This is a genomic window from Dyadobacter psychrophilus, assembly GCF_900167945.1.
In the GTDB taxonomy this organism is placed as follows: domain Bacteria; phylum Bacteroidota; class Bacteroidia; order Cytophagales; family Spirosomataceae; genus Dyadobacter; species Dyadobacter psychrophilus.
The window spans coordinates 1,042,605-1,067,123 of the sequence record NZ_FUZA01000001.1 but is presented as its reverse complement, the minus strand read 5'-3'; the positions used below and the strand labels follow the sequence as shown (position 1 = coordinate 1,067,123).

The following is a 24,519-nucleotide window of genomic DNA, read 5'->3' as shown; positions in this document are numbered from 1 at the left end:
AAATGAAAAGAAGTCATAAGTTACTATCATTCGCTCTCGTTGCTGCCATTGCCACAGGTACATACTCCTGTACGGACAATTACGATGAGATCAACACAAACAAGACGAAGCTTACGGAACTGGATGGTTCGGCGATCGGTAATGCTTTTGCAGCCGCTCAATATCGCTCAATCCAGGCCAGCTGGCAGACATATCAAAGCCTTTTTGCTGATTTGCAGGGCCAATATTTCGCAAATATCGCCCAAAACTTCTCTTCCGACCGGAATGTGATGGTAGGAAACTGGCTTAATGGTGCATGGAGTGGGTTTTACGGAACGGCCATTCCGCCATTGCTTGGGGTGCTGGACGCAACAAAACCAGGCGGTCCAAACGAAAACCCTGCTCAGTATGCCATTGCTAATATCTGGAAAGTGTACATGTATCTGCCCCGCACGGATTATTGGGGCCCGATCCCGTATTCAGAAGTAGGAAATGGTTTGAGCAGTGTGAAATACGATACGCAGGAAGCCATTTACAAGGACTTTGTAAAAACACTGGCAGAATCGACAGCAGCATTGGGAGCATTTAAAGGGACCAATGTATATGCTAACAACGACCAGATATATGCTGGAAGTGTTGACAAGTGGATCCTCTTCGCAAACACATTGCGCCTGCGCATTGCCATGCGGATGTCAAAGGTTGAGCCAGCATTGGCCAAAACAGAAGCAGAAGCAGCAGTTGCCGGTGGAACATTAGCAAGCAATGCAGACGACGCATTCCTGAAAGTAACGGCCAACTCGTTCAACCCGATGAACCAGGCAACGGCATGGAACGAATTCCGGATGAGTGCAGCGATGGAAAGCGTTTTAAAAGGTTATGCCGATCCCCGTATCAGTAAATTCTATGCGCCGGTTCCCGGAACCACAAACACATTCAAGGGTTTGCGGAACGGTTACACGCAGGGCCAGCTGGGTGCGGACGAAAACAATGCAAACAAAACTTCCAACGTAGCGGACGCATTTCTTCCTGCTGTACAGCAAACCAATCCATTTGCTATCATGTATGCCTCCGAGGCTTATTTCCTGAAAGCTGAGGGTGCATTGAAAGGATGGAATATGGGTGGAACTGCCAAAGATATGTACGAAAAAGGTATTGAGACGGCCATGAAGCAATGGGGAATTGCCGATGCAGCTGCCATCACAGCCTATATCAATGGTACAACAACACCGATCGCATTGAATGACATGGTGAAAACACCTGCGCTGACCAATGTTCCTGTAAAGTTCTCCGCGGACGCGTCCAAGCAATTGGAACAAATTATTACCCAAAAATGGCTGGCCAACTATCCAAACGGCCACGAAGCATGGGCTGAATATCGCAGAACAGGCTTCCCTAAGCTTTACGCGCGGGTAAATTCGGATAACCCAGATTCTCCGGCAGACGCAGTAGTGCGCCGTACGCCTTTTGTAACTGGTGAGTATCAGTCAAACAAAGTTGCTGTGGATGCCGCAGTAGGATTACTTGGCGGACCGGATAAATCCAGCACAAGACTTTGGTGGGACAAGCCTTGATTTCATATAAAATTTTCATATTGTAGCAAAAGGCGGGCACTGTGCCTGCCTTTTTGCTATCGTTTTATGTTTGACAAAACATTCAATACTGGTTACAATGAAAAATAGCCGTATAATCCTCCTCATTACTATTTTCTTTGCGTCTTGTCAAAATAAAGACACACTTTTTTCGCTGCTTAAATCCAATGAAACCGGTATAGAATTCAACAATTTTATTGATGAGGATGCCGAAAACAATGTATTGGCTTACGGCTATTTTTATAATGGGGGAGGCGTAGCAGCGGCGGACTTTAATAATGACGGACTGGTTGACCTCTATTTCACCGGAAATATGGTAGCCAATAAGTTGTATCTCAACAAAGGAGATCTTGAATTTGAAGACATTTCGGAAAAATCGGGCACAGGACTTAATGAAGGTTGGAAAACAGGCGTTTCGCTCGTAGATATTAATGATGATGGCTGGATTGATATTTTCGTTTCCCGCGCCGGTGCGGAAAACCCGCGCCTGAGAAGCAAATTATTGTATGTGAATAATGGCAAAACCGCAGACGGCATTCCCACATTTACCGAAAAATCGGCCCAATATGGCCTTGATGACCAATCCTATACTACACAAGCCGTATTTTTTGATTACGACCGCGACGGCGACACGGATTGTTTTTTGCTCAATCATTCCGTTCAGAAATATGCAGGTTTCAGCAACCTGATAGGCAGTTACAGGGAGCAGCGTAATGAAGCTTATGGGAACAAGCTCCTGCGGAACGATGGAGGCAGGTTTAGTAATGTTACCGATTCATCGGGCATCGTTTCCAATGTGCTGAGCTTTGGACTTGGCGTGAATATCAGTGATTTCAATAACGATGGATGGCAGGATATTTACATTGCCAACGATTATAACGAAAATGATTACCTCTATCTCAACCAAAAGGACGGCAAGTTTAAAGAAGTGATCCGTGAAGCCACGGGACATGTTTCGCTCTATTCCATGGGAACGGATGCGGCCGATATTAACAACGATGGCCTGATGGACATTATGACGCTGGATATGCTCCCCGCTTCGAATGAACGTATCAAACTTACTTCGGGCGACGATAATTACGATAAGTATCAGCAACTCGTCCGCGCCGGTTTTCATGACCAGACATCCCGCAATATGCTGCAATTAAACAATGGTGTCAATGCCAACGGCGTGCCGGTTTTCAGTGAGATCGGGCAGTTGGCGGGCGTTTCAAATACGGACTGGAGCTGGGCGGCGCTTATGGGAGATTTTGATAATGATGGCTGGAAAGACATCTTCGTTTCCAATGGTTACGCAAGGGATTATACCAACATGGAGTTTCTCAAATATTCCACTGATGCGCAGGTGAAGGCCAGCCAAAGCGGAAAGATGCCGACGCAAATGGAAATCATTGCCCAGATGCCGCCGATTGACGAACCGGATTATATTTTCCAAAATCAGAAAGGACTGACATTTGCAAAGAAAATTAAGGAATGGGGATTTGAAAAAACCAATCAATCCAATGGAGCTATTTACGCAGATCTGGATAATGATGGCGACCTGGACATTGTTACGAACAATGTGAACCAGAAGGCGTTTGTGTATAGAAACAATGCAGAAACGAAAATTAAAAGTAACTATCTGAAAGTAAAGCTCGAATCGCCCAAATATGCGTTTACGGCCGGAACGAAACTTACGCTTTTCTCCGATTCACTTACTCAAACGCAGAATTTTATGCCGGTGCGCGGTTTTCAGTCAGCGCAATGGGACCATGTGCATTTTGGCTTGGGGACTGATAGTAAAATAGACTCGCTAGTCGTCACCTGGGCAGATGGGAGTGAGCAAGTTGTGAAAAATCCTGTCGTCAACAAGTCATTGGTTGTGAAATACAGCGATGCTAAAAAGCTGCAAGGAAGGCAATTGGCTAAACCGTTCACTTATTGGAAACCCGTAACAGGCCCTGACTTTACACATCTCGAGGATGCCAGAAATGATTTCCGAATCCAGACATTACTGCCCAATATGCTCAGTTATCAGGGCCCGAAAATGGCGCAGAAGGATATTAATGGCGATGGCACGGACGATTTTTACATTGCTGGCGCACGCGGACAGGCGGGCAGTTTATTTATCAGCCAAAACGGAAAATGGGTCAGATCTGTACAACCCGAGTTTGAAGGAGATGCGGCATATGAAGATGCGGACGCAGCTTTTCTGGATGCGGACGGCGACGGAGACCAGGATTTGTTGATTGTCAGTGCCGGATATGAGCTTAATCCCGAAGATCCGCTGCTCATTCCTCGTTTATATATCAATGCCAACGGTCGATATAGAAGAACGTCGTTTCCTAAACTAGCCGGTAATGCAGGAACGATAGCCGTTTCTGATTTGGATAAGGATGGTGACCTGGACGTCTTCCTGGGCGTTCGCGTAACGCCGGGACGGTTCCCGGAGAGTGCAGGCGGTCTTTTATTTACCAATGACGGAAAAGGAAATTTCACAGACCAGACCGTTCAACTGGCACCTAAGCTTGCAAAAATCGGCATGGTAACAGACGCTGTATTTGAGGATCTGAACAAAGACGGTTACCCGGAGCTGATCCTCACTGCGGATTGGAACCCCATTCGGGTTTTCGGCAATAACCGGGGCAAATTGTCTGACGCAAGTGCAACATACGGGACCGCTGCATTAAATGGATGCTGGAATACGATCAAATCCGCTGACCTGGATGGCGATGGCGATCTGGATTTTGTAGTCGGAAACATGGGTGTAAACTGGCAGTGGAACCTGACTTCTCCTGATAGTCTGGCTCTTTATGCTGCGGATTACGACAATTTACAAAGGATCGTGCCCGTCATCGGTGTCACCGAAAACGGTGTTGAAATGCCCTATGCAAGTCGCGACGAGTTATTGGACCAAATTCCATCCCTTAAAAAGAAATACACAGATTACGTTTCTTACTCCAAAGCAAAACTCTCAGAAATCCTTCCGGGTGAGAAATTAAAGAATGCGCAAAAATTAAGCGCCAAAATCTTCAAAAGCGGCATTCTCGAAAATCGGAATGGGAAATTCATTTTTCATCCGTTGCCCGTTGAAGCGCAGTTCGCGCCGGTTTACGCCATTTCTCTTTTTGATATGGATGCCAATGGCAAATCGGACATTGTTCTGGGCGGAAATCTTAAACAAACACGCGTCCGGGTCGGGAAAAGCGATGCAAATCTCATCCAGGTTTTTCTTAATAGAGGCAACTTTGGATTTGAATATGTTCCCCAGGCCAAAAGTGGATTTTTCACAACCGGTGAAGTCCGGGATCTGGCCATTGTTACCATTGGTCACGAAACGCAACTACTAGCGGCAATGAACAACGCAAAGCTTGTCACTTACAGGCTTACCAACCCGGCTCCTTCCAAATAGTCTTCTCGAAACGCCGATAATGCAAAATTTCCGGGCACCTGCACTATAACAAATTAGTTATTAAAATGAATGTTTCTAACATTAGGATAACATTAAAAAAATAAATATCTGTTAATGCTTTCTTAAAATTATTTAATTAGCAGAGAACTTAGGATATTTGCCGGTCAGGAGACACGAAAGTGTAATCTTCGGCGGATACCAGTTTTAACGTAATTTTAATGTACTAATTTATCCTAACTATGAAAGAAAAGCTATTAAAAAGCTGTTCAAGGGGGTTGATCCCACTTGTCGTTTTTCTGCTGTTTGCTTCATTATCGGCCTTCGCACAGGGGAGAACGGTAACAGGTAAAGTGTCAGATGAGAAAGACCAGGGGCTTCCTGGTGCAGCGGTGACTGTGAAGGGTTCTACACGAGGAACTAATTCAGATGCGGAGGGGAATTTCTCAATCTCAGGAGTTCAAGACAGCGACGTGCTGGTTATCAGCTCGATAGGTTTTCTAAAACAGGAAATAAGTATCGGCAATAAATCGGTCGTTGATGTGAAAATGGTTCCGGACGTAGCAAACCTTGAAGAAGTGGTAGTTACGGCACTGGGTATTTCCAAGGAATCCAGAAAACTGGGTTATGCGGTAACAACCATCGGCGGCGAAGTGATGACAAGAGCGCGCGAAACCAACGTAGCCAACTCACTAGCAGGACGCGTAGCCGGTTTGAACGTAAAAGGAACAAGCAGCGGTCCTGGCGGAACAGCCAAGATCTTAATGCGCGGTATGCCTAGTATGAACTCTGGCGGCTCGCCATTGATCGTCATCAACGGCGTTCCGATGGATAACACACAGCGCGGAAGTGCGGGAGAATGGGGTGGAGCTGATGGCGGAGACGGAATTGGTAACCTTAACCCGGACGATATCGAGTCGATGACCGTTTTGAAAGGTCAGGCTGCATCCGCGTTGTTTGGTGCGCGTGCATCCAACGGGGTTATTTTGGTTAAAACAAAAGCAGGTAAAAAAGGTGACTTTTCAGTTGATTATAACTTGAACTATTCACTGGATCAACCTCGCGATATGACTGATTTCCAGTACGAATACGGTCAGGGAATCGGCGGTGCGAAGCCAACAACGGCTACATTGGCACAACAAACTGCGCGTATGAGCTGGGGAGCAAAACTGGATGGCTCACAAGTAATCCAGTTTGACGGTAAAAACTACGCATACTCCGCGCAGAAGGACAATGTAAAGAATTTCTATCGCACAGGTTCTAACTTCACAAACAGCGTTTCGGTTACAAAAGGTGGTGATAACGGTTCATTCCGTTTATCATTGGCGAACCTGGACAACAAGTCGATCATTGAAAACAGCGGTCTGGACAGAAAAACAGTTAACCTTACAGCAGATCAGAACATTACCAAGAAGCTGAGCATCAACATAATGGCTAACTACATCGACGAAAAAATCAAGGCGAAGCCTATTTTGAGCGATGGTCCTATGAACGCCAACAACGGAATGTTCCTGGCTACAAACATTGATCAGCGCATCCTGGCTCCGGGTTACAATACAGAAACCGGTAAGGAGATCGTTTTCAGCGATGACGAATATGTTACCAACCCTTATTTCGTTACAAATCAGTTTGTTAATGATGTAACCCGCAAGCGTTTGATCTCGGCAGTGGCTGTAAAATATCAGTTTGCAGACTGGATCTACGCGCAGGCCAGAATGGGTTATGACAATGCAAATGACCGCATTTTCAAAGTAACTCCATGGGGAACAGGTTTTTCAAATGCGGGAAAAGGTGCTTTGGATGAATTGTCGAATGCACAGCGGACAGAGCTTAACGTAGATGGTCTTGTTGGTTTTACCAAAACATTCGGCGCTGACGATTTCAGCATTGACGCGATCGTGGGTGCGAACCTTCGGAAAAACAATTATGAAAAAGTACAGGTTGGCGGCAGCCCATTCGTGCTTCCGTATTTGTACAGCTGGAACAACGTCGTGAATTTCAACCGTAACTATGAAGTGAGCAACACAGAAGTTCAGTCTGCTTACTATAACGTTGACCTGGGTTACAAAGGCATTTTAAACCTGAGCACAACGGGACGTTACGACACTTACTCGACTTTACCAAGCGCAGCAAGAAGCATCTTCACGCCTTCGGTTACGGGATCATTCATCTTTACAGACATTGCAAGCATTCCTGAGCTGAGCTTTGGTAAAGTGCGCGCATCTTATGCACGTACGAGCGGCGAGCCTGCAACGGCTTATGGAACAGCCATTTACTATGGTGTTGGCAATGCATTCAATGGAGTGGCAACGGGTAATTTCAGCGATGAGCTTCCAAACTTGTTCCTTAAACCATTCACAAAGAGCGAAGTTGAATTTGGTCTTGAATTGAAATTCTTTGGCAACCGTCTTGGATTGGATCTTGCTTATTATGATCAAAAAACCAAAAACGAAATCATGCCTGCCAATTACAGCAGCGCAACGGGTTACGTGAGAGGTGTGATCGGATCGGGTTCTGTTCAAAACCGCGGTCTGGAAGTAATGTTGACGGGTTCTCCGGTAAGAACTACGAAGTTTGACTGGAATGTTTCCTTCAACTTAACCTCGGTTAAAAACAAAATCCTGAGCACAGATGCAGACAACAACCAGATCACTTTGGGATCTAACCGTGCAACATTGGGTAATGCAGTAACGGCATTCGTAGTAGGAGAGGCTGGCCCACAAATCCGGGCTTATGACTACAAATACTCAGGTAACGGCCAAATTGTTGTTGATGCTTCCGGACTACCGGTTCGAAACGATTCGCTGACAAGCTTTGGCAGCGTGTTGCCAACACTTTACGGTGGTTTGAACAATGAATTGAGATTTGGTGACCTGAATTTGTCGTTCCTGGTTGACTACAACTTTGGAAACAAAATCCTTTCCGCAACCGAAAACTACGCTTACAGACGCGGTTTGCACAAGGCAACATTGGAAGGTAGAGAAGGCGGCATTACAACAGGCGTGTCGGAATCGGGCGCTGCCAACACGGTAACTGCAACTGCTCAGAATTACTATACTGCATTGTCTAACAATGTGACAGGTTTGAGCGTTGTTGACGGCGACTTTATCAAGTTGCGCCAGATCACATTGGGTTACAATCTTCCCGCAAAAATGGTAGAGAAATGGCCTTTGATCCGTGCCGTGAACATTTCACTGGTAGGACGTAATTTGTTTTACCTGATGAAGAAAACAACCAACATTGACCCGGAAGCAACTTTTGGGGCTAACCTGAGATACGCCGGTATTGAAGGGACCAGTTTGCCAGCATCACGCAATTATGGTGTGAATGTAAACTTCAAGTTTAAATGATAAGCAATATGAAAAAGAGACTGTTAACAATAATTATACTGGCGGGATTGCTTCCATTGTCTTGTACAGACGATTTTGACGCACTCAACACCGACCCTACCAAAGCATCCGGCGAAAGCTTCGACCCTAACCTGTTGCTGCCATCGGTTCAACAAAACCACGTAGCGGCCACAGCAGGTTATAATGGTGGTATTTTGTTCCAAAGCATGTGGATGCAGATTTTGGCCTCAACCACTTCCGGCGCGGCTAATTACTATTCCAACGGAGACAAATATGTGATTTCCAGCAACACAAACTCCTACCTGGCAAGCACCTGGAATACGGATTTCCGTGCAGCCAGCCTTGCATATGAAATGGAGCAGCTGACAAAGGACAAACCCGCATTGGCGAACCTGATGAACGTGGCGATCATCATGCAGGTGCAATGCATTTCCAACATTTCGGATACTTACGGGGATGTACCTTATACACAAGCTTTGCAAGCAAAATCGGGCATTACGCTTCCGGTTTACGACACGCAGGAGTCTGTTTATAAATCCTTGCTAACGAGGCTTGAAACGGCTACTGCTGCATTGAGCGCAGACGCGGCTCTTCCTACGAACGATGCTTTCGCAGGTTACAAAGGCGACATTACCAAATGGAAAAAGTATGGTTACTCGCTGATGCTGAAACTGGCAATGCGCTTAACAAAAGCGGATCCAGCTACTGCAAAAACTTATGCAGAAAAAGCAGCAGCAGGCGGCACATTCGCGAGCGTTGCAGACGATGCTTACGTAGTGATGGACGATGCAAATGGTTATACCAATGGAAACGGTGCGGCTTTGTCTACACCAGCTGACATTTATCAGGTAAGATGGAGCAAAACTTTGATCGATTATCTGAGAGCTAACAATGATCCGCGTTTGGGCAAAATTGCAGAAGTTCCTGCGGCAGGTTTAACGGCTAACCAGGAATTTACAACGGCTGGCAACACAGCTCCGGCGGCACAACTTGGTCTTCCAAATGGCTACGACATGAATGGCGGAGCTACGGATATCAGCAAAACGGCTGGCTATCCGGGCGGAACAGGCGCTGGCGCAAATGTTACACCGATCGGCAGATACTCACGTCCGGTAGCAGCATTCCGTGGAAGAAGCGCACCGCTTTTTGTACTTACTTATGCTGAAACGGAATTGCTTCTTGCCGAGGCAGTAACGAGAGGTTATGCAGTAGGCGGAACAGCAGCAGCGCATTATAAAAACGGTGTTTCTGCCGGGATCCAATCGCTTAGCCGCTATGGCGCAACATTGGAAATCCCTGCGGCCACTGCGGATGCCTATGCAACAGCCAATCCACTGGTTGCAGCCAATGCATTGAAACAAATCAATGAGCAGATCTGGGCTACAACAGGAACATTGTTCAACTTCTCAGAAGCATGGCACAACTGGAAGCGCTCAGGTTTCCCGGTGTTGACCCCGGTAAATTATGTGGGTAACTTCTCAGGGGGAGCTATTCCAAGAAGACAGCCATATCCAACAACGGAAGCAACGCAAAACAGTGCCAACTACAGCGATGCAGTAGGCAGGCTTGCCAGCGGAGACAACTGGGTTTCACGTATTTGGTGGGATAAATAAAAAATAAAATTAAAGCGGTAAGAAATGTAAATTTTCTTACCGCTTTAAAACAAATTGATTGCACTAAGTTTTAACTTCAACCTTTCGTTGAAGTTTTTTATTTTACAGAAATCTTCCTCTCTAACATTGGCACAATAGCTTAATGCATACAAAACAGCCCCATCTTTATCTGGTTTTTGTATTATTTCTGACTGTCCATTTTGCCTCAGTCAGAGCACAGCAGCCATTGTTTCAACTTCTTCCTGCCAAGCAAACAGGAATTAATTTCATCAACACCATCACTGAGGACGAAGGCCAGAATGTAATGTCTTACGAATATTTTTACAACGGCGGCGGCGTTGCTGTAGGCGACATTAACAACGATGGTTTCGAAGATCTTTTCTTTACCTCAAACATGGGGCCGAACAAGCTCTATCTCAATCTGGGCACAACTCATGGGCAGGGTCTGAAATTTAAAGACATTACAAACTCAGCAGGCAAAGGTTTGGAAGGCCGGAAAGGCGGCTGGAAAACAGGCGTAACAATGGCCGATGTGAATGGCGACGGCCTGCTGGATATCTACATTTGCTATTCCGGCAAAGTGGACGATGAAAAACGCAAAAACCAGCTTTTCATCAACCAGGGAAATCTCAAATTCCTGGAAGAAGCCGCAGCATACGGCCTGGATAATATCAGTTACAGCACACAAGCAGCATTTTTTGACTACGACAACGACGGCGACCTGGATATGATGCTGCTGAACCATAGCGTTAAGAAAATTGACAATATGGAGCTCGCCAAGTTCAAGCAGGAAACGGACATGCTCGCAGGCAACAAGCTATTTGAAAATCAGAAAAATCAATTTAAAGAAGTTACGCAAAAGGCTGGAATCCACCAGTATCCGCTCACGTTCGGCTTGGGTATGGCCATAGCGGACGTGAACCAGGACGGCTGGCAGGACATTTACGTGACCAACGATTATAACGAGTCGGATTATTTATATATCAATAACCAGGACGGCACATTCAGTGATGTTACCCAGCAGTATTTCAGGCATTTGGCACAATTCTCAATGGGGATTGACATTGCAGATTTCAACAATGATGGCTTGCCCGATGTGATGTCTCTGGACATGCTTCCCGAAGACAACCAGCGGCAGAAATTGTTGCAGTTGCAGGAAAATTATGAAGCATTTGAGCTCATGATGAACCAGAAGCTGCATAAGCAGTATATGCGCAACATGTTGCAGCTCAACAACGGGGACGGTACATTCAGTGAAATCGCACAATTTTCCGGTGTTTCCAACACCGATTGGAGTTGGAGCCCGCTGTTTGCGGATTTCGACAATGATGGTTTTAAAGACCTTTTCGTTTCAAATGGTTATTTAAGGGACTATACCAACAAAGATTTTCTCAAATACTGGGGCGATTATAAAGTAAGGAGGGCAGTGGATAAGGAGCCATTTCAATTGATGGACCTGATCCGGGCAATGCCTTCTACCAAACTGGCGAGCTATATTTTCCGCAATAACAAAGATCTCACGTTCACCAAAATGCAGGAACCCTGGGGTATGGCGCAACCTGCCATTTCAAGTGGTGCCATTTACGCCGATCTCGACAACGACGGCGATCTGGATCTGGTGGTGAACAACATTAATGATCCCGCCTTTGTATATCAAAACATGAGCCGGGAACAAGCCGGCAATGCCTGGTTTCAAATTAAGCTCGAAGACAATACGGGCAATAAAAATGCAGTCGGTGCAAAGGTTTATGTTTATTCAAATAACACACAACAATATCAGGAAGTAAATCCCAATCGCGGTTACTTGTCTTGCACGCCCCTGAGGTTGCATTTTGGAGTGGAAAAAATTACTTCCATTGATTCGGTAAAAGTGATCTGGCCGGATGGAGCAAAAGAAATATTGAAAAATGTGAAGACGAATCAATTATTGGTTCTCGAAAAATCGGCAAAAGCGAATGCAAGGCCACTAACAGCGAAAAGCACGGAGCCCATTTTTCAGAAACAAAACAGCAGCATCACTTATCAGCACGAAGGATTTAATGAAAATGATTTCAAACGTCAGCCATTAATGCTGACCATGTATTCCCAAACCGGCCCGATCGTGGCGAAAGGTGATGTGAATAAGGATGGTTTGGAAGACGTTTTTGTGAGCGGGGACCAGAACAAGCAGGCGAAGATCTGGTTGCAACAAAAAGATGGAAGATTTATGGAAATGCCTGATTTTGCGGTGGGTGATGAGAATATTTCCGCTGCAACTTCCGCGATATTCTTTGATGCCAATGGCGATGGCTTTGATGACTTGTATGTGGCCAAAGGCGGTTATTCCATGTTTGAGCCAAATACGATTTCGTTGCAGGACGAAATGTATTTGAATGATGGGAAAGGCAAGCTTAGCCTGTCTGTTTTATCTCTGCCTAACCTCAAATCCAGCAGTAAATCCTGCGTCCGGTCGTTTGATTTTGATAAAGACGGCGATCAGGACTTGTTCGTTGGCGGCCGCATTATCCCGGGCCGTTATCCCGAAACACCCGTTTCCTACTTGCTGATCAATGACGGGAAAGGCAACTATAAGGTGAAGGACTCACCATTTTTCAAAATTGGCATGGTGACGGATGCGCAATGGGCGGATCTGGATGCGGACGGAAATGTTGAGCTGGTCATTTGCGGGGAAATGATGCCTGTTAAGGTCTTTTCTTTCAGTAATAATGATTTCACAGACAACACATTGAAGTTTTTCAAACGCGAAGAATCCGGTTTCTGGTCGTCCTTGTTTGTCAGCGATCTCGACCAGGACGGAAAGCTTGACATTGTTGCCGGCAATATGGGCCTCAACACGCAGATCAAAGCTTCCGAAAAAGAGCCCGCCGAATTGTATTATGCAGATTTTGACAAAAACGGCTCTATTGACCCATTTTTTAGTTTTTACGTGCAAGGAAAATCCTATCCGTTTGTAAGCCGCGACGAGCTCAATGATCAGATCTACCCCATGCGCAAGAAATTTCCTTACTATAAGGATTACGCGAATGCTTCTATCACCAACATGTTTTCGCCGGAAGACCTCAGCAATGCAACCAAACTGGAAGTGATAGAAATGAGCTCCGTATGCTTCTTGAATAGAAACGGAATATTTGAAAAACAACCTTTACCTGTTCAGGCACAGTTTGCACCGGTAACCATGATCGCATCCGGAGACTACAATCACGATGGGAAAGCGGATTTGGTTTTATTGGGAAACAAAACCGATAACAGGCTCAAAATCGGGAGTATGGACGCCAATTACGGCTGCGTGCTGGCAGGTGACGGCAAAGGTGGTTTTACTTACATTGCCCAGCCACTTTCCGGACTGTCTGTTGTAGGTGACGTGAAATCCTGCATTCAAATCGACATTAATAAAGAGCCTTGTCTGGTTATAGGTGCATTTAATCAGTCATTACAATTTTATAAAAGAGCAAAGTGATCCGTATATTATTCATATTGGTGTTGCTGGTGAGTCAGGTCGCGGTGGGACAAAAAACAAAGGCAGAGCTGCGTACACATTTGCAGCCCGCAGTTTTTTCGGTCACCATGGTGATGATCCACGACGTGGTTAACCCGCCTGCGGCAAGCCGTTTTTACACACATTGCCTCATGGGCGCTTACGAAATCGTGGCGCAACACAACAAGCAAATTGTATCCCCCACAAAGTTTATTCCAAACATTCAACCCGTTGCCATCACAGCCCAGGCCGGTTACAACTATCAGATTGCTGCACTTTACTGCATTCTGGAAACGGGCAGGCTGATTCTTCCTTCGGGTTATATGCTGGAAGAGGACCAGAAAAAGCTCATCATTGCATTGCTCAGGGAAGGACATTCGCAGAAAACCATTGACGATGCCATTGCTGTTGCAGAGGAAGTGGCAAAGAAAATTGTGGCACATGCCAATACAGACGGTTACCTGAAACTAAGCACCAGACTACGTTACCGCCCCAAAAAAGGCGACGCATATTGGTATCCAACGCCTCCGGGATATATGGAAGGCATCGAGCCGCACTGGAAAACGATCCGCCCGATCATGATCGATTCCTGTAACCAGTTTGTGCCAAAACCACCGGTTGAATTCAGTAAGGACAGCACCAGCGAATTTTACAAGCTTTCAAAGGAAGTGTATACCGTAGGCAAAAATCTCTCTGAAAAAGAGCGGTTTATCGCTTCCTACTGGGATTGCAATCCGTTTGCGATCAACACATCCGGCCATATGTCCATTGGTTTTAAAAAAATAAGCCCGGGTGGACATTGGATGAACATTACCAGCATTGCCACCGCAAAAGCAGGCCTTGATCTGGATAAGGGCATTATGATTCACGCCTTAGCTGCCGCAACGTTGATGGATTCATTCATTAGTTGCTGGGACGAAAAATACCGCAGCAGCCGCGTCCGGCCGGAAACAGTCATCACCCGTTACATTGACCAAAAATGGCAGCCGTTGCTGCAAACACCGCCTTTTCCCGAGTATACCAGCGGCCACAGCGTCATTTCCACAGCTGTTTCCGAAACATTAACCTATCTTTTGGGCGATAACTTTGCCTTCCGAGACGATACAGAAGTTATTTTTGATCTGCCTACGCGTGACTTCAAATCATTCAGGCAGGCGGCCGAGGAAGCCGCTATTTCGAGGTTATACGGTGGCATACATTATCGCGATGCAATAGAAAATGGTCAGAGCCAGGGCAAAGCGATTGGTAATTTTATCGTAGAGAAACTAAAAGTAAGCGGTATAAAACCGGCCATTTGACAAATATCAGAATCATACGCCGCCTATTTTTGCTGCTAAATCAGTAGTTTTGGGAACGGCGCATTCAGGTCTACTCACGTAATGAAGAGAATAACAATCATTTTGCTGCTGCTCACATACTTACCGTGCATGCATTTGTACGCACAGGAAACGGCAAAAAAGGAATTGCAGTTAGCAGACTCCAAATGGAAGTTTGGCGTCAATGGCGGTTATGGGCAGCGCGTTTTCAGGGCGGGGCGAATAGGCACTGCGGAGCGGGAGCGATACATTAAAGACTTTAAATCAGGCATTTCCTATGGCGGCGAAGTGGCCTATTTTCCTTGGAGAAAAGTGGGCTTCGGTGTCAAATACGATCGCTACCAGAGCAAAGCCAGTCAGGAAAATGAGCTTACTGAAGATGTTGCGATCCAGTTTTTGGGTGGTGAAATCATTCACAAGGCCGTCATGAAAAACCCCAGAAATGCGGTTTTAACTTCACTTTTACTTGGTTATCAACCTTATCGCAACCATACGCAAGCTGGTGACGATCAGTTCACATTCAATGGTAAAACAATGGGCTGGGGCGTCAGCGTAGGTTTTGAACACCGTTTTAGCCAGAAATTTGCGCTTAACCTCACCGGGTCGGCCATGATGGGCGCCGTCTACCGGCTGCAGCGTAAAACAGACTTCAACACAGAGACACTTCATCTATCCAAGGACGACAGCGTGGATCTTTCCCGGTTCTCGTTTTCTGTTGGATTCAGTTTTTTTTAAATCCCTCTTGCAGAACGCATTCACCGGTTTTTTGTGCCAATGTTGTAAAGTTCTATGAAAAAGTAAGGGAAAAATGGGATGAAACAGTCTTCAATAAGAAGACAGTAGTTTATCGGTAATTTGCATTATATTTCTTCTGTCCAGATTCAGTCCTAAATCTCTTCACCATGTATCTAAATAAGCGTTGTTTCTTCTCCTTCGCATTGTTGTTTGGCTTTTTCCTGCTTGGTAACACCGCATTTGCCCAATCTGCTAAAAAAGATAAGAAGCCGGTAGTCGTATTCGTGACCGGTGACCACGAATACAGCGGGGAAGAAACATTACCCATCATTGCCGCAGAACTTGAGAAAAATTATGGGATGAAAACCATTGTGCTGAAAGCCTATCCCGGTCCCAACAGCGAGAATGATATTCCGGGGCTAGAGGCGCTTAAAGACGCCGATCTGGCTGTTTTTTATCTCCGCTGGCGGCAACTTCCCAAAGAGCAATTAGCGCACATTGACGCTTATCTGAAAACCAAAAAGCCATTAATGGGCTTTCGGACGACGACGCACGCATTTAATTATCCCAAAGGAAATGAAAATGAGAAGTGGAATGCATTTGGTGAATTCGCATTGAACTCGCCTCCGGGCTGGGGCGGCGCAGCCAAGCACACACATTACGGACACACAAGCAGCACAGATGTTACTGTGATTCCAGACCAAGCTAAAAACCCGATCCTGACAGGTGTAACCACGCCTTTTCATGCCAGATCGTGGCTTTACAGAGTCCTTCCCGATTATCCTACCAAAGGTTCTACATTATTGTTAACGGGCAAAGCGGTTAACCCGGAGCATGCTGCGATTGAAAATCCCGTTGCCTGGACGGGGACTAATTCATTCGGTGCTAAAATCTTCATGACCACATTAGGCCACCCGGACGATTTCAAAATCGAGTCGTTTCAGAGATTGGTTATCAACGCCATACATTGGGAATTGGGAATGAAAATCCCGAAATGGAAAGGCAAGATGGACATTAATGTTCAGTATAGAGAAGCAAAATAATTGAAAGAATACATCCTAAATCCCCACTTAAAGTTTACCAACCGAAATGTCTAAACCCAGAAAAATCAGTCTTCACGTATCACTTATTGTGTTTGCGCTGGTGATTATCGCTTTCAGTGCTTTCAAATTCAATCAATCTGCAACGCTTTCCATTAAAAAGGGCTCCCGCATTGTTTTGTTGGGAAATAACCTGGGTTCCAGGATGATGAATTACGACAATTTCGAAACGGAATTGCAGGTTCGCTATCCGGACGACATGCTCTATATCCGCAATATGTGCGATGGAGGCGACACGCCGGGTTTCAGGCCGCACGCGAGCCGCAATTCTCCTTGGGCATTTCCGGGAGCGGAGAAATTTCAGACCGAACTGGCCAATCCGTCACAAAGCGAAGGACATTTCGATACGCCGGACCAATGGTTAACGCGTTTGAAAACAGACGTGATCATTGCGTTTTTTGGTTATAACGAATCATTTCAGGGAAAAGAAGGCCTTGAAAATTACAAAGCTGAACTGGATGCATTTATCAAATACACATTAAGCCAGAAATACAATGGTAGCACCGCTCCGCAGCTAGCGATTGTTTCACCAATCGCCTTCGAAGACCTCTCGGCCAAATTTGACCTTCCCAACGGCAAGAAGGAAAACGAAAACCTGGCGCTTTACACAAAGGGAATGAAGGAGATCGCGACAAAAAACAATGTACTTTTTGTAGACGCATTCACGCCTTCAAAACAATGGTATGCCGACAGTAAGGAGGACCTGACCATTGACGGGTCGCAGTTGAACGAAGCCGGTTACAAAAAGTTAGGTCTTTTACTGACTGATCAGGTTTTTGGCAAAGCTTCACCGAAAGCAGAGGCCAACCGGAAATTGGTGAAGGCTGCTGTGGATGAGAAAAACTGGATGTGGCACAACGATTATAAAATACCAAATGGCGTGCATGTTTACGGCCGTCGGTATAACCCTTTTGGCCCGGATAATTATCCCGCCGAAATCGAAAAAATCCGCGAAATGACGGACATCAGGGACAAGGCGATCTGGCTGGCCGCGTCAAAAGGTGAAAAAACGGATCTTGCGGCTGCGGATAAAAACACAAGACCGCTTCCGCCGGTTAAGACCAATTTCAATCCTGAGAAAAATGGAAGTCTTGAATACTTGTATGGAAAAGATGCATTAGCAAAGTTGAAAGTGCCGGAAGGCTATAAAATCGAACTTTTTGCATCGGAAGAAGAATTTCCTGATCTGGCAAAGCCTATGCAAATGTCTTTTGACAATAAAGGCCGTCTCTGGATCGCAACAATGCCCAGTTACCCACATTACAAGCCTGGAGATACAAAACCAAATGACAAGATCATCATTCTGGAAGACACGAATGGTGATGGCAAAGCGGACAAGCAAACCGTTTTTGCAGATGGCCTGCATTTGCCGCTTGGTTTTGAAATTGCACCGGAAGGCGTTTATATTTCACAAGGAACCAATCTCAAATTATACACGGATACCAATGGCGATGACAAAGCAGATAAAAAGGAAATTCTGCTGAGCGGATACGACGATCACGACACGCACCATAACAGCCACGCGTTCACAGTGGACCCGTCGGGCGCTATCTATTCAGGAGAGGGCGTGTTTTTGCATACCAATGTTGAAACATCTTACGGCCCTGTTCGTGCTACAAACGGCGGTTTTTACAGATACACGCCACAGCGTAAAAAACTGGAACGCACCGCGCAGCTTTCGATCCCTAATCCTTGGGGAATTGCATTTGATGATTGGGGACAACCGTTTTTTGCCGAAACTTCTAGTCCGGACGTGCGTTGGATGATGCCGGGTTCTATTTTGCCCCGCTACGGAGAGGCAAGCCATAAATCAGTTCAGCTGATTGAAGAAAAACATAGGGTAAGGCCAACTTCGGGACTAGAATTCGTTTCGAGCCGTCATTTTCCGGATGAATTACAGGGAGATTTTTTGATCAATAACACAATTGGTTTCCTTGGAACAAAAGAGCATACATTAAAAGACGACGGCACCGGCTACAAAAGCACGCACCGTATGGACCTCATCGTGAGCGAAGACCGCAACTTCCGTCCCGTGGATATGGAGTTCGCACCAGACGGCTCTCTTTACCTGATCGACTGGCACAATATCCTCATCGGGCACATGCAGCATAACGCCCGCGACCCCTTGCGTGACCACTCGCACGGCCGCGTTTATCGCGTAACGTATCCTTCGCGACCATTGGTTAAGCCTGCAAAAGTGGATGGTGCAAGCATTGAAGAACTTTTGGAAAATTTGAAATTACCAGAATACCGCACCCGTTACAGGACCAGACGCGAGCTGAGGGGGCGGGACGCAACGCAGGTTTTGGCTAAGTTAAACACCTGGGTGGCTGGACTTGACAAAAACGATCCTAAATATGAGCATAATTTGTTGGAAGGTCTGTGGGTAAGCTGGGGGCTCAATAAAGTTGATCAAAAGCTGTTGAAGCAGGTTTTGAAAGCAAAAGATTATCACGCCCGTGCAGCAGCAGTACAAGTTGTGCGTTACACGGGACATCAGGTTCCGGACCAGGCTGAGTTGTTAATGCAAGCCGCGCGGGATGAAAACAGCCGGGTAAGACTCGTTGCCATCGTTGCCGCATCCTGGATCGAAAAAGAAAAAGGCCTTGCAGTGCTTGCAGAGGCGAAAAAGATGCCTTTGGATGAATGGACTATCCATGCTTACGACGGAGCCCTGGCGCACCTCAACGGGCAGAATATGAAGAAGGAAAAGCAGGAAGTGACGCAGTCGGCGCTGAAAGGAAAAGCACTTGAACTCTTTACACTGGGCAAAACGATTTACGCCAAGGAAGGTTACTGCGCAACCTGTCACCAACCTGACGGAAAGGGACTTACAGCTTCGGGCTTTCCGCCGCTTACGGGCACAACCTGGGTGTTGGGTAATGACGAAAGGTTGATCAAGCTGGCGTTGAAGGGTTTATTAGGGCCAATTGAAGTTAATGGCCAGAAATACCCCGGACAAGTTCCCATGACGCCGTTTGCCGGATTGCTCAATGATGAGGAAATGGCCGCAGTGCTTACATATGTCCGCAACTCTTTCGGAAACAAGGGGCCGGCGATCATGCCCGACAAAGTAAAACAGGTTCGGGCGGCTACGGAAAGCAAAAAGGACTTCTATTCCCCGGATCAACTTCTAAAAGAGCATCCACTGGAAAAAATGTAGAATAAGGCAAATATTCAATGTAGAAGGGATATTTTCTGGCGACAGAAAATATCCTTTTTTTTATATCCCATCCTTTCCAGAAACTGCCGATTCCGAACATGGTTTTATGGCCTTCCCGGCGGGTTATTCACCGATTAATCACTCAAACCGCCCGATTATTCATTTAAATGCTGGTATAGTATTATTTTTTTAAAATATGCTAAAAAATTATAAAAACATATAACCGTATAGTAGAATTATTTATATTTATGGATCGAATAATTTGTAACTGGTAGGTGATTGTAAAATATGAAAAAACGTATATTCGTAAATTGGCAGATTAGCACACTTTTCTTCTCCTTTTCTCTCTTCTTTGTCCCGCTCGACTCGTCAGCACAGCAGCCTCGCTATTTCGCAGTTTCTCTGGTTAATGAAAATGACAGCCCGTCATTGACAACCATTCAGTCAGCCAAGGACATTGGCTGCAATGCGGTAGCGCTTACTATTCAATGGGGAACCATTGAGGGTAAGATTTCCCGAATCCTCAAAGCCGAAAACGGGCCGAATTACAATGTTTGGAAACAATATGATGACCAGATCAACCTGGCTACTTCGCTTGGTATGAAGGTCGCGATCAATATTGCGATCAGCACGGGTGATGATGTGACTAATGGAATTTCTGATCGTTACGGAGTCGATACCGGCGATGGCTGGAAAAAGGAAGACCGCGTAATGGTTGCCAACTACAATGGTCAGGAAGCTGTTTTTCAAAAGCAGGGAGGTCCTATTCGACCTAATATTAACCTTCAATTTGTAATGACATCCCTCGCCGCGCAATCAACGCGCGACCGGATCACGGCATTTGCAACAAAAGTGATCCAGCGATATAAATACGTGCAGGAACAAAATAACCTCCTGTATGTGAGCTTGATCTATTCCCGCCAGGGTGAAGGGGAGTTTGAGATGGGGTCAACGAAATATCACTATGAGCAGCCATTGGATATGAGCGGCGCCTTGACGGATTACTCTGCGCCAATGACCAACGCTTACAGAAACTGGCTGAAAGGCAAGTATGGCCATATCGAATATCTGAATTCCGCATGGGGCACAAATCATTCGTCATTTAACAATGTCGGCCCGAAAAGACCTTCCAATACAACATTCACCGGCGCGGACGGAACGGACTGGTTTGCATTCCGGACGCAGGTTTTGAAAGACGTTAACAATCTTTTCAAGAACACGGTTAAAGGGATTGATTCCAACATCAAAGTGCTGGCGCATCACGGATCTGTTTATGACAAGCTTTCCAGGTCGCGCGGAACACTGCCTTTCAATGAAATCGGCGCTGAACTGGATGGCGTGAAAATCAACGACGACATTTTTTATGACCACCGTTTTGCGATCGACCTGGTGCGGTCCAATTTGCCGGGCAAAATTTATGTGAATGAGGCTGCATATGTAACAGGAACGCAGTCAATCGTCAACCTAACCACGGAAAGCTATACACACGGTGCCCAGATAGTAACATTGTTCTATCTGGAAAATGCCTTGAAAAACCCAGACGCAGTGAACACGCTGAAATCGCTGACTTCGCAGTGGGTGAAAAACAAAAATGTGACAACGCCCACCGCGACCAGCTCTGACAATTTCACGCTTTCCAGCATGATCGATAACGACGGTTGCTACACGCAGCGCGACAGTTATGCAAACGACTGCGAAGCTTACAAGAAATGGAGAAGCACATTTGATAACGGCGGAGGCAAGCCCGTCAGCATTATGATGCAGAACAATGTGGTTCAGCCTGGCTGCTTCTACAAAGATCTGTCACTCGCTACGAATGGTGCGCAAGCCGCCTCGATTATTCCGGATGGTAAATATTTTCATTTAACCGGTCCCGATTGTAAGCTGATCGGAACGGTGAAAGGCAATGGTTTAACCAATGGTAACGATAAGTTCAAGGCCACTGTGACCGTTGACCCGCAGGTTACCATTCACGGCGACCAGCCGTTGGTACAACGCCACTTCAAGCTGGTTCCCGGCGGTACGAACCCGGGCAGCGCCAGTGTTACCTTATATGTGAGCCAGGACGAGCTTACTGCATTTAATGTAGCAAGTTCGGAAAAGTTGCCTGTAAACAGCTCAGATAATGCCAGTAAGGCCAATCTTCGTGTTTTACAATGGAAGGGAGACATGACTTCCGGTTCCCCGGACGTGATCATTGACCCAAATGACAATGACATTCAATGGGATGCGACACTTAATTTGTGGCGGATCCGGTTTGAGGTGAATGGTTTTTCAACATTCTACATTTCTGCTCACAACGCCGGGCAGCTGCCTGTGACGCTTGTCAATTTCAGCGGCAAGAAGCAAGAGAACGCCGTATCATTAGACTGGCAGACTTCCGAAGAAACAAACAGCGACCATTTCGAAATCCAGCATGGGGTTGATGGCAAACAATGGACCAAAATAGGCGAAGTGGCTGCTTCTGCGGAAAGCAAGGTTTTAAAAACTTATAACTTTATCCATCCTTATCCATCAGCTGGTGAAAACCTTTACCGGTTGAAAATGGTAGATCAGGATAACACATTCGCTTACTCGAAGATCATTTCAGCCGGATTTGAAACATTGGATAGGGTTACACTGTATCCAAATCCCGTGACAGCAGGCGTTATTTCGTTGCAATACACCGGAACAGCTCCGAAAGTCACCCTCAATGACATTACAGGAAGGAATGTGCCGGTCATGACCGAGCAGGACGGACCTGATAAGCTAACGGTGAGGGCAAAAGCAAGACTCACGCCCGGTTTATACATTCTCAATGCAGGCTATGGGGCAACCCAGGTAAGGCACAAGGTTGTTGTGAATTAAGAAAACAAAGCGATTTGAAATAGATAAGAGCGGAGATCATCTCCGCTCTTTTTTGTGCTGCCGGTTGACAACGCAAGTATTGGCCAATGCGTAAAAAAGAAGGCTAAATTTATAAATCCGGTTTTAAAGGTTTAGTTTTGAAACAATAAATGCTGGATTAAACGATAATCCCGGCGATCAATTCAATCTACTTTTTGGTTAATATGAAGTTACGATTTCTCTCGGGTGTCGTTATATGCTTGGTCATTCTTGTATACTTATTTTATAACTACTATTACTCCGTCAACTTTCCGTACCAGGATGATTTTCTATTAATCCAGTTCATTGAAGTGGTTTCTCAGGGGGGTCTCGGTTTCTCTGGCCTCATTACCGAACTTTTCCGTACATTCAACGACCATAAGGCCGTGGTTCCCCGGTTGATTTCCCTCATCGAGTACACTATAACCGGGCATCTTAATTTCCGGTTTTACATCGTACTCGTTTCCATCAACATTAGTTACATTTTCTATTTCATTTATCTTCAATACAAGAAGACCAGGTTGCCGCTTTATTATTTCATCCCCGCGGCATTGCTGTACTTCCAGCCGCTTTACTACGATATTTCAGGCTGGGCCCTGAATGGCATGCAGCATTCATTTCTGACGGCATTCACCGTGACGGCTATCATCCTTGCCTCCCGCCGCACCGATCTGGCGCTTTATGGCGCGATGCTTTGTTGTTTTCTGGCCACTTTTACCCACGGAAACGGCATTTTATCTTTTCCAGCGATTATATTTTACTTCCTATGCTTTAAGGACTTTAAGAGAGCCATAATTACGGGCGGGTTCATGATACTTTGCCTCGTGATTTATCTGGCAGGTTATGAGTCTGGGCAGGCGGTACAGCTGCCCAAGGATCTGGTTGTGTTTTTCTCTTCGCTATTCGGGTTTATTGGTTCAGCGATGTCCCTGTGGGCTTTTCCGGTGTTTTTCTCGGCAGTCTGGGGAGCCATTATCCTTGCGTTTATGATTTACATCGTCTGGCGTGTGGCGGCAATCTATTTCAACAAACCGGTGAACATTAAGCCGGGAACGGCGGAATTACTGACCTTGTTCGCATTTATTTTTATTACAAGCTCTGTTATCGCCCTTTTCCGCTCCTGGGCGGGTAGCACCATAGCGAGCCGGTTCCAGATCTATGCATCGCTTTCAACAGTCATTTTTTATATTCTGCTGCTAGATTATACCTCCGTTGTTCGCAGAAAGACCGTTTTCTACTGCATTACTGCTTTTAGTATCTTCTATTGGGTTTATTCTTACTATAAATTTACAGGCTTTGTGGCTATCAAAAGAACCACGTACCTGGCCGATGTTTACAACTGGAAAACCAACCGCAATATATTTTCGGTGGAAAAGACAATCACACGGAATGGCAGCTTTTATCTGATCCCGGGCTACGAAAAGGGATTTTTTCATTTACCAAAACCTATTGTTGAGCGCAACCAGCTGGATTCCATGTTCAATGCGAATGCCGGGGCAGCACGGGATTACCAGCTCTATCTGGAAAATTGGGATATGGAAAGACTGATCCGCGACGGCGTTGAGCATCTCACTTACTCCTTCGTGGCCAGCAATGTGCTGCCGGAAACAAAAGGACTTGCCGGCGATCGTTTTATGGTTTTGCGCGATCAGAAAACGGGCGTTATACACCTGATGAACGCCAACCCGAAGGTGGCCGCGCGAAAGGATATTCTTACCCGGGGACATTATTACAAAGCAGGCTTTAATACGCAACTCAGGCAGGACGACCTCGCTCCGGGAACCTATGACATGGGCATTCTGGACATTCGTAACAACGGTGAAAAGGTGTTTTATAAATTAGATAAATCCCTTTTTGCATCTGGCTCCGCATATAGCCTGAAATAGTATTTTTGATGTTATCCCAATGTTTTTTCTGCTAGGTTAGACGGTAAAAAAATCGTATCT

At 45.9% G+C, this 24,519-nt stretch carries 11 protein-coding genes; all 11 read left to right on the top strand.

The genetic code is table 11. The features are described from left to right. Window positions 1-2 precede the first annotated feature (2 nt). The 11 genes from B5X68_RS04675 to B5X68_RS04625 all read left to right on the top strand — a co-directional run bounded on the left by B5X68_RS04675 (window position 3) and on the right by B5X68_RS04625 (window position 24,459). Window positions 3-1,550, top strand: coding sequence for a SusD/RagB family nutrient-binding outer membrane lipoprotein (locus B5X68_RS04675; RefSeq protein WP_082213466.1), 1,548 nt, complete (start codon window positions 3-5; stop codon window positions 1,548-1,550). A gap of 97 nt (window positions 1,551-1,647) precedes the next feature. Continuing rightward, entirely contained in the window at window positions 1,648-4,959 is a 3,312-nt protein-coding gene (locus B5X68_RS04670) for an FG-GAP-like repeat-containing protein (RefSeq protein WP_082213465.1), read from the top strand. 239 nt (window positions 4,960-5,198) lie between these two features. Continuing rightward, window positions 5,199-8,306 (top strand): SusC/RagA family TonB-linked outer membrane protein, encoded by a 3,108-nt coding sequence (locus B5X68_RS04665; protein ID WP_082213464.1) that lies wholly within the window; start codon window positions 5,199-5,201, stop codon window positions 8,304-8,306. Between the two features lie 8 nt (window positions 8,307-8,314). Beyond that, on the top strand, window positions 8,315-9,919 hold the full coding sequence (locus tag B5X68_RS04660) for a SusD/RagB family nutrient-binding outer membrane lipoprotein (RefSeq protein WP_170916580.1): 1,605 nt from the start codon (window positions 8,315-8,317) through the stop codon (window positions 9,917-9,919). 142 nt (window positions 9,920-10,061) lie between these two features. Then, window positions 10,062-13,376, top strand: coding sequence for a VCBS repeat-containing protein (locus B5X68_RS04655; protein ID WP_170916579.1), 3,315 nt, complete (start codon window positions 10,062-10,064; stop codon window positions 13,374-13,376). After that, window positions 13,373-14,692 (top strand): vanadium-dependent haloperoxidase, encoded by a 1,320-nt coding sequence (locus B5X68_RS04650; RefSeq protein WP_229208280.1) that lies wholly within the window; start codon window positions 13,373-13,375, stop codon window positions 14,690-14,692. Before B5X68_RS04655 ends, B5X68_RS04650 begins: the two co-directional genes overlap by 4 nt. Before the next feature lie 81 nt (window positions 14,693-14,773). After that, complete coding sequence (locus B5X68_RS04645) at window positions 14,774-15,445, top strand: outer membrane beta-barrel protein (RefSeq protein WP_082213462.1); 672 nt, start codon at window positions 14,774-14,776, stop codon at window positions 15,443-15,445. Between the two features lie 167 nt (window positions 15,446-15,612). Continuing rightward, complete coding sequence (locus B5X68_RS04640) at window positions 15,613-16,488, top strand: ThuA domain-containing protein (protein WP_082213461.1); 876 nt, start codon at window positions 15,613-15,615, stop codon at window positions 16,486-16,488. A gap of 46 nt (window positions 16,489-16,534) precedes the next feature. Continuing rightward, window positions 16,535-19,708 (top strand): PVC-type heme-binding CxxCH protein, encoded by a 3,174-nt coding sequence (locus B5X68_RS04635; protein ID WP_082213460.1) that lies wholly within the window; start codon window positions 16,535-16,537, stop codon window positions 19,706-19,708. 288 nt (window positions 19,709-19,996) lie between these two features. Beyond that, window positions 19,997-22,555: a beta-galactosidase gene (locus tag B5X68_RS04630; RefSeq protein WP_082213459.1), complete on the top strand. Its 2,559-nt coding sequence runs from the start codon at window positions 19,997-19,999 to the stop codon at window positions 22,553-22,555. Between the two features lie 203 nt (window positions 22,556-22,758). Beyond that, window positions 22,759-24,459, top strand: a complete 1,701-nt coding sequence (locus B5X68_RS04625; protein ID WP_082213458.1) for a hypothetical protein — start codon at window positions 22,759-22,761, stop codon at window positions 24,457-24,459. Window positions 24,460-24,519 lie beyond the last annotated feature (60 nt).

Coding starts and splice junctions, on each gene's coding strand:
- B5X68_RS04675 (WP_082213466.1), top strand. CDS start 3: ATGAAAAGAAGTCATAAGTTACTATCATTCGCTCTCGTTGCTGCCATT.
- B5X68_RS04670 (WP_082213465.1), top strand. CDS start 1,648: ATGAAAAATAGCCGTATAATCCTCCTCATTACTATTTTCTTTGCGTCT.
- B5X68_RS04665 (WP_082213464.1), top strand. CDS start 5,199: ATGAAAGAAAAGCTATTAAAAAGCTGTTCAAGGGGGTTGATCCCACTT.
- B5X68_RS04660 (WP_170916580.1), top strand. CDS start 8,315: ATGAAAAAGAGACTGTTAACAATAATTATACTGGCGGGATTGCTTCCA.
- B5X68_RS04655 (WP_170916579.1), top strand. CDS start 10,062: ATGCATACAAAACAGCCCCATCTTTATCTGGTTTTTGTATTATTTCTG.
- B5X68_RS04645 (WP_082213462.1), top strand. CDS start 14,774: ATGAAGAGAATAACAATCATTTTGCTGCTGCTCACATACTTACCGTGC.
- B5X68_RS04640 (WP_082213461.1), top strand. CDS start 15,613: ATGTATCTAAATAAGCGTTGTTTCTTCTCCTTCGCATTGTTGTTTGGC.
- B5X68_RS04635 (WP_082213460.1), top strand. CDS start 16,535: ATGTCTAAACCCAGAAAAATCAGTCTTCACGTATCACTTATTGTGTTT.
- B5X68_RS04630 (WP_082213459.1), top strand. CDS start 19,997: ATGAAAAAACGTATATTCGTAAATTGGCAGATTAGCACACTTTTCTTC.
- B5X68_RS04625 (WP_082213458.1), top strand. CDS start 22,759: ATGAAGTTACGATTTCTCTCGGGTGTCGTTATATGCTTGGTCATTCTT.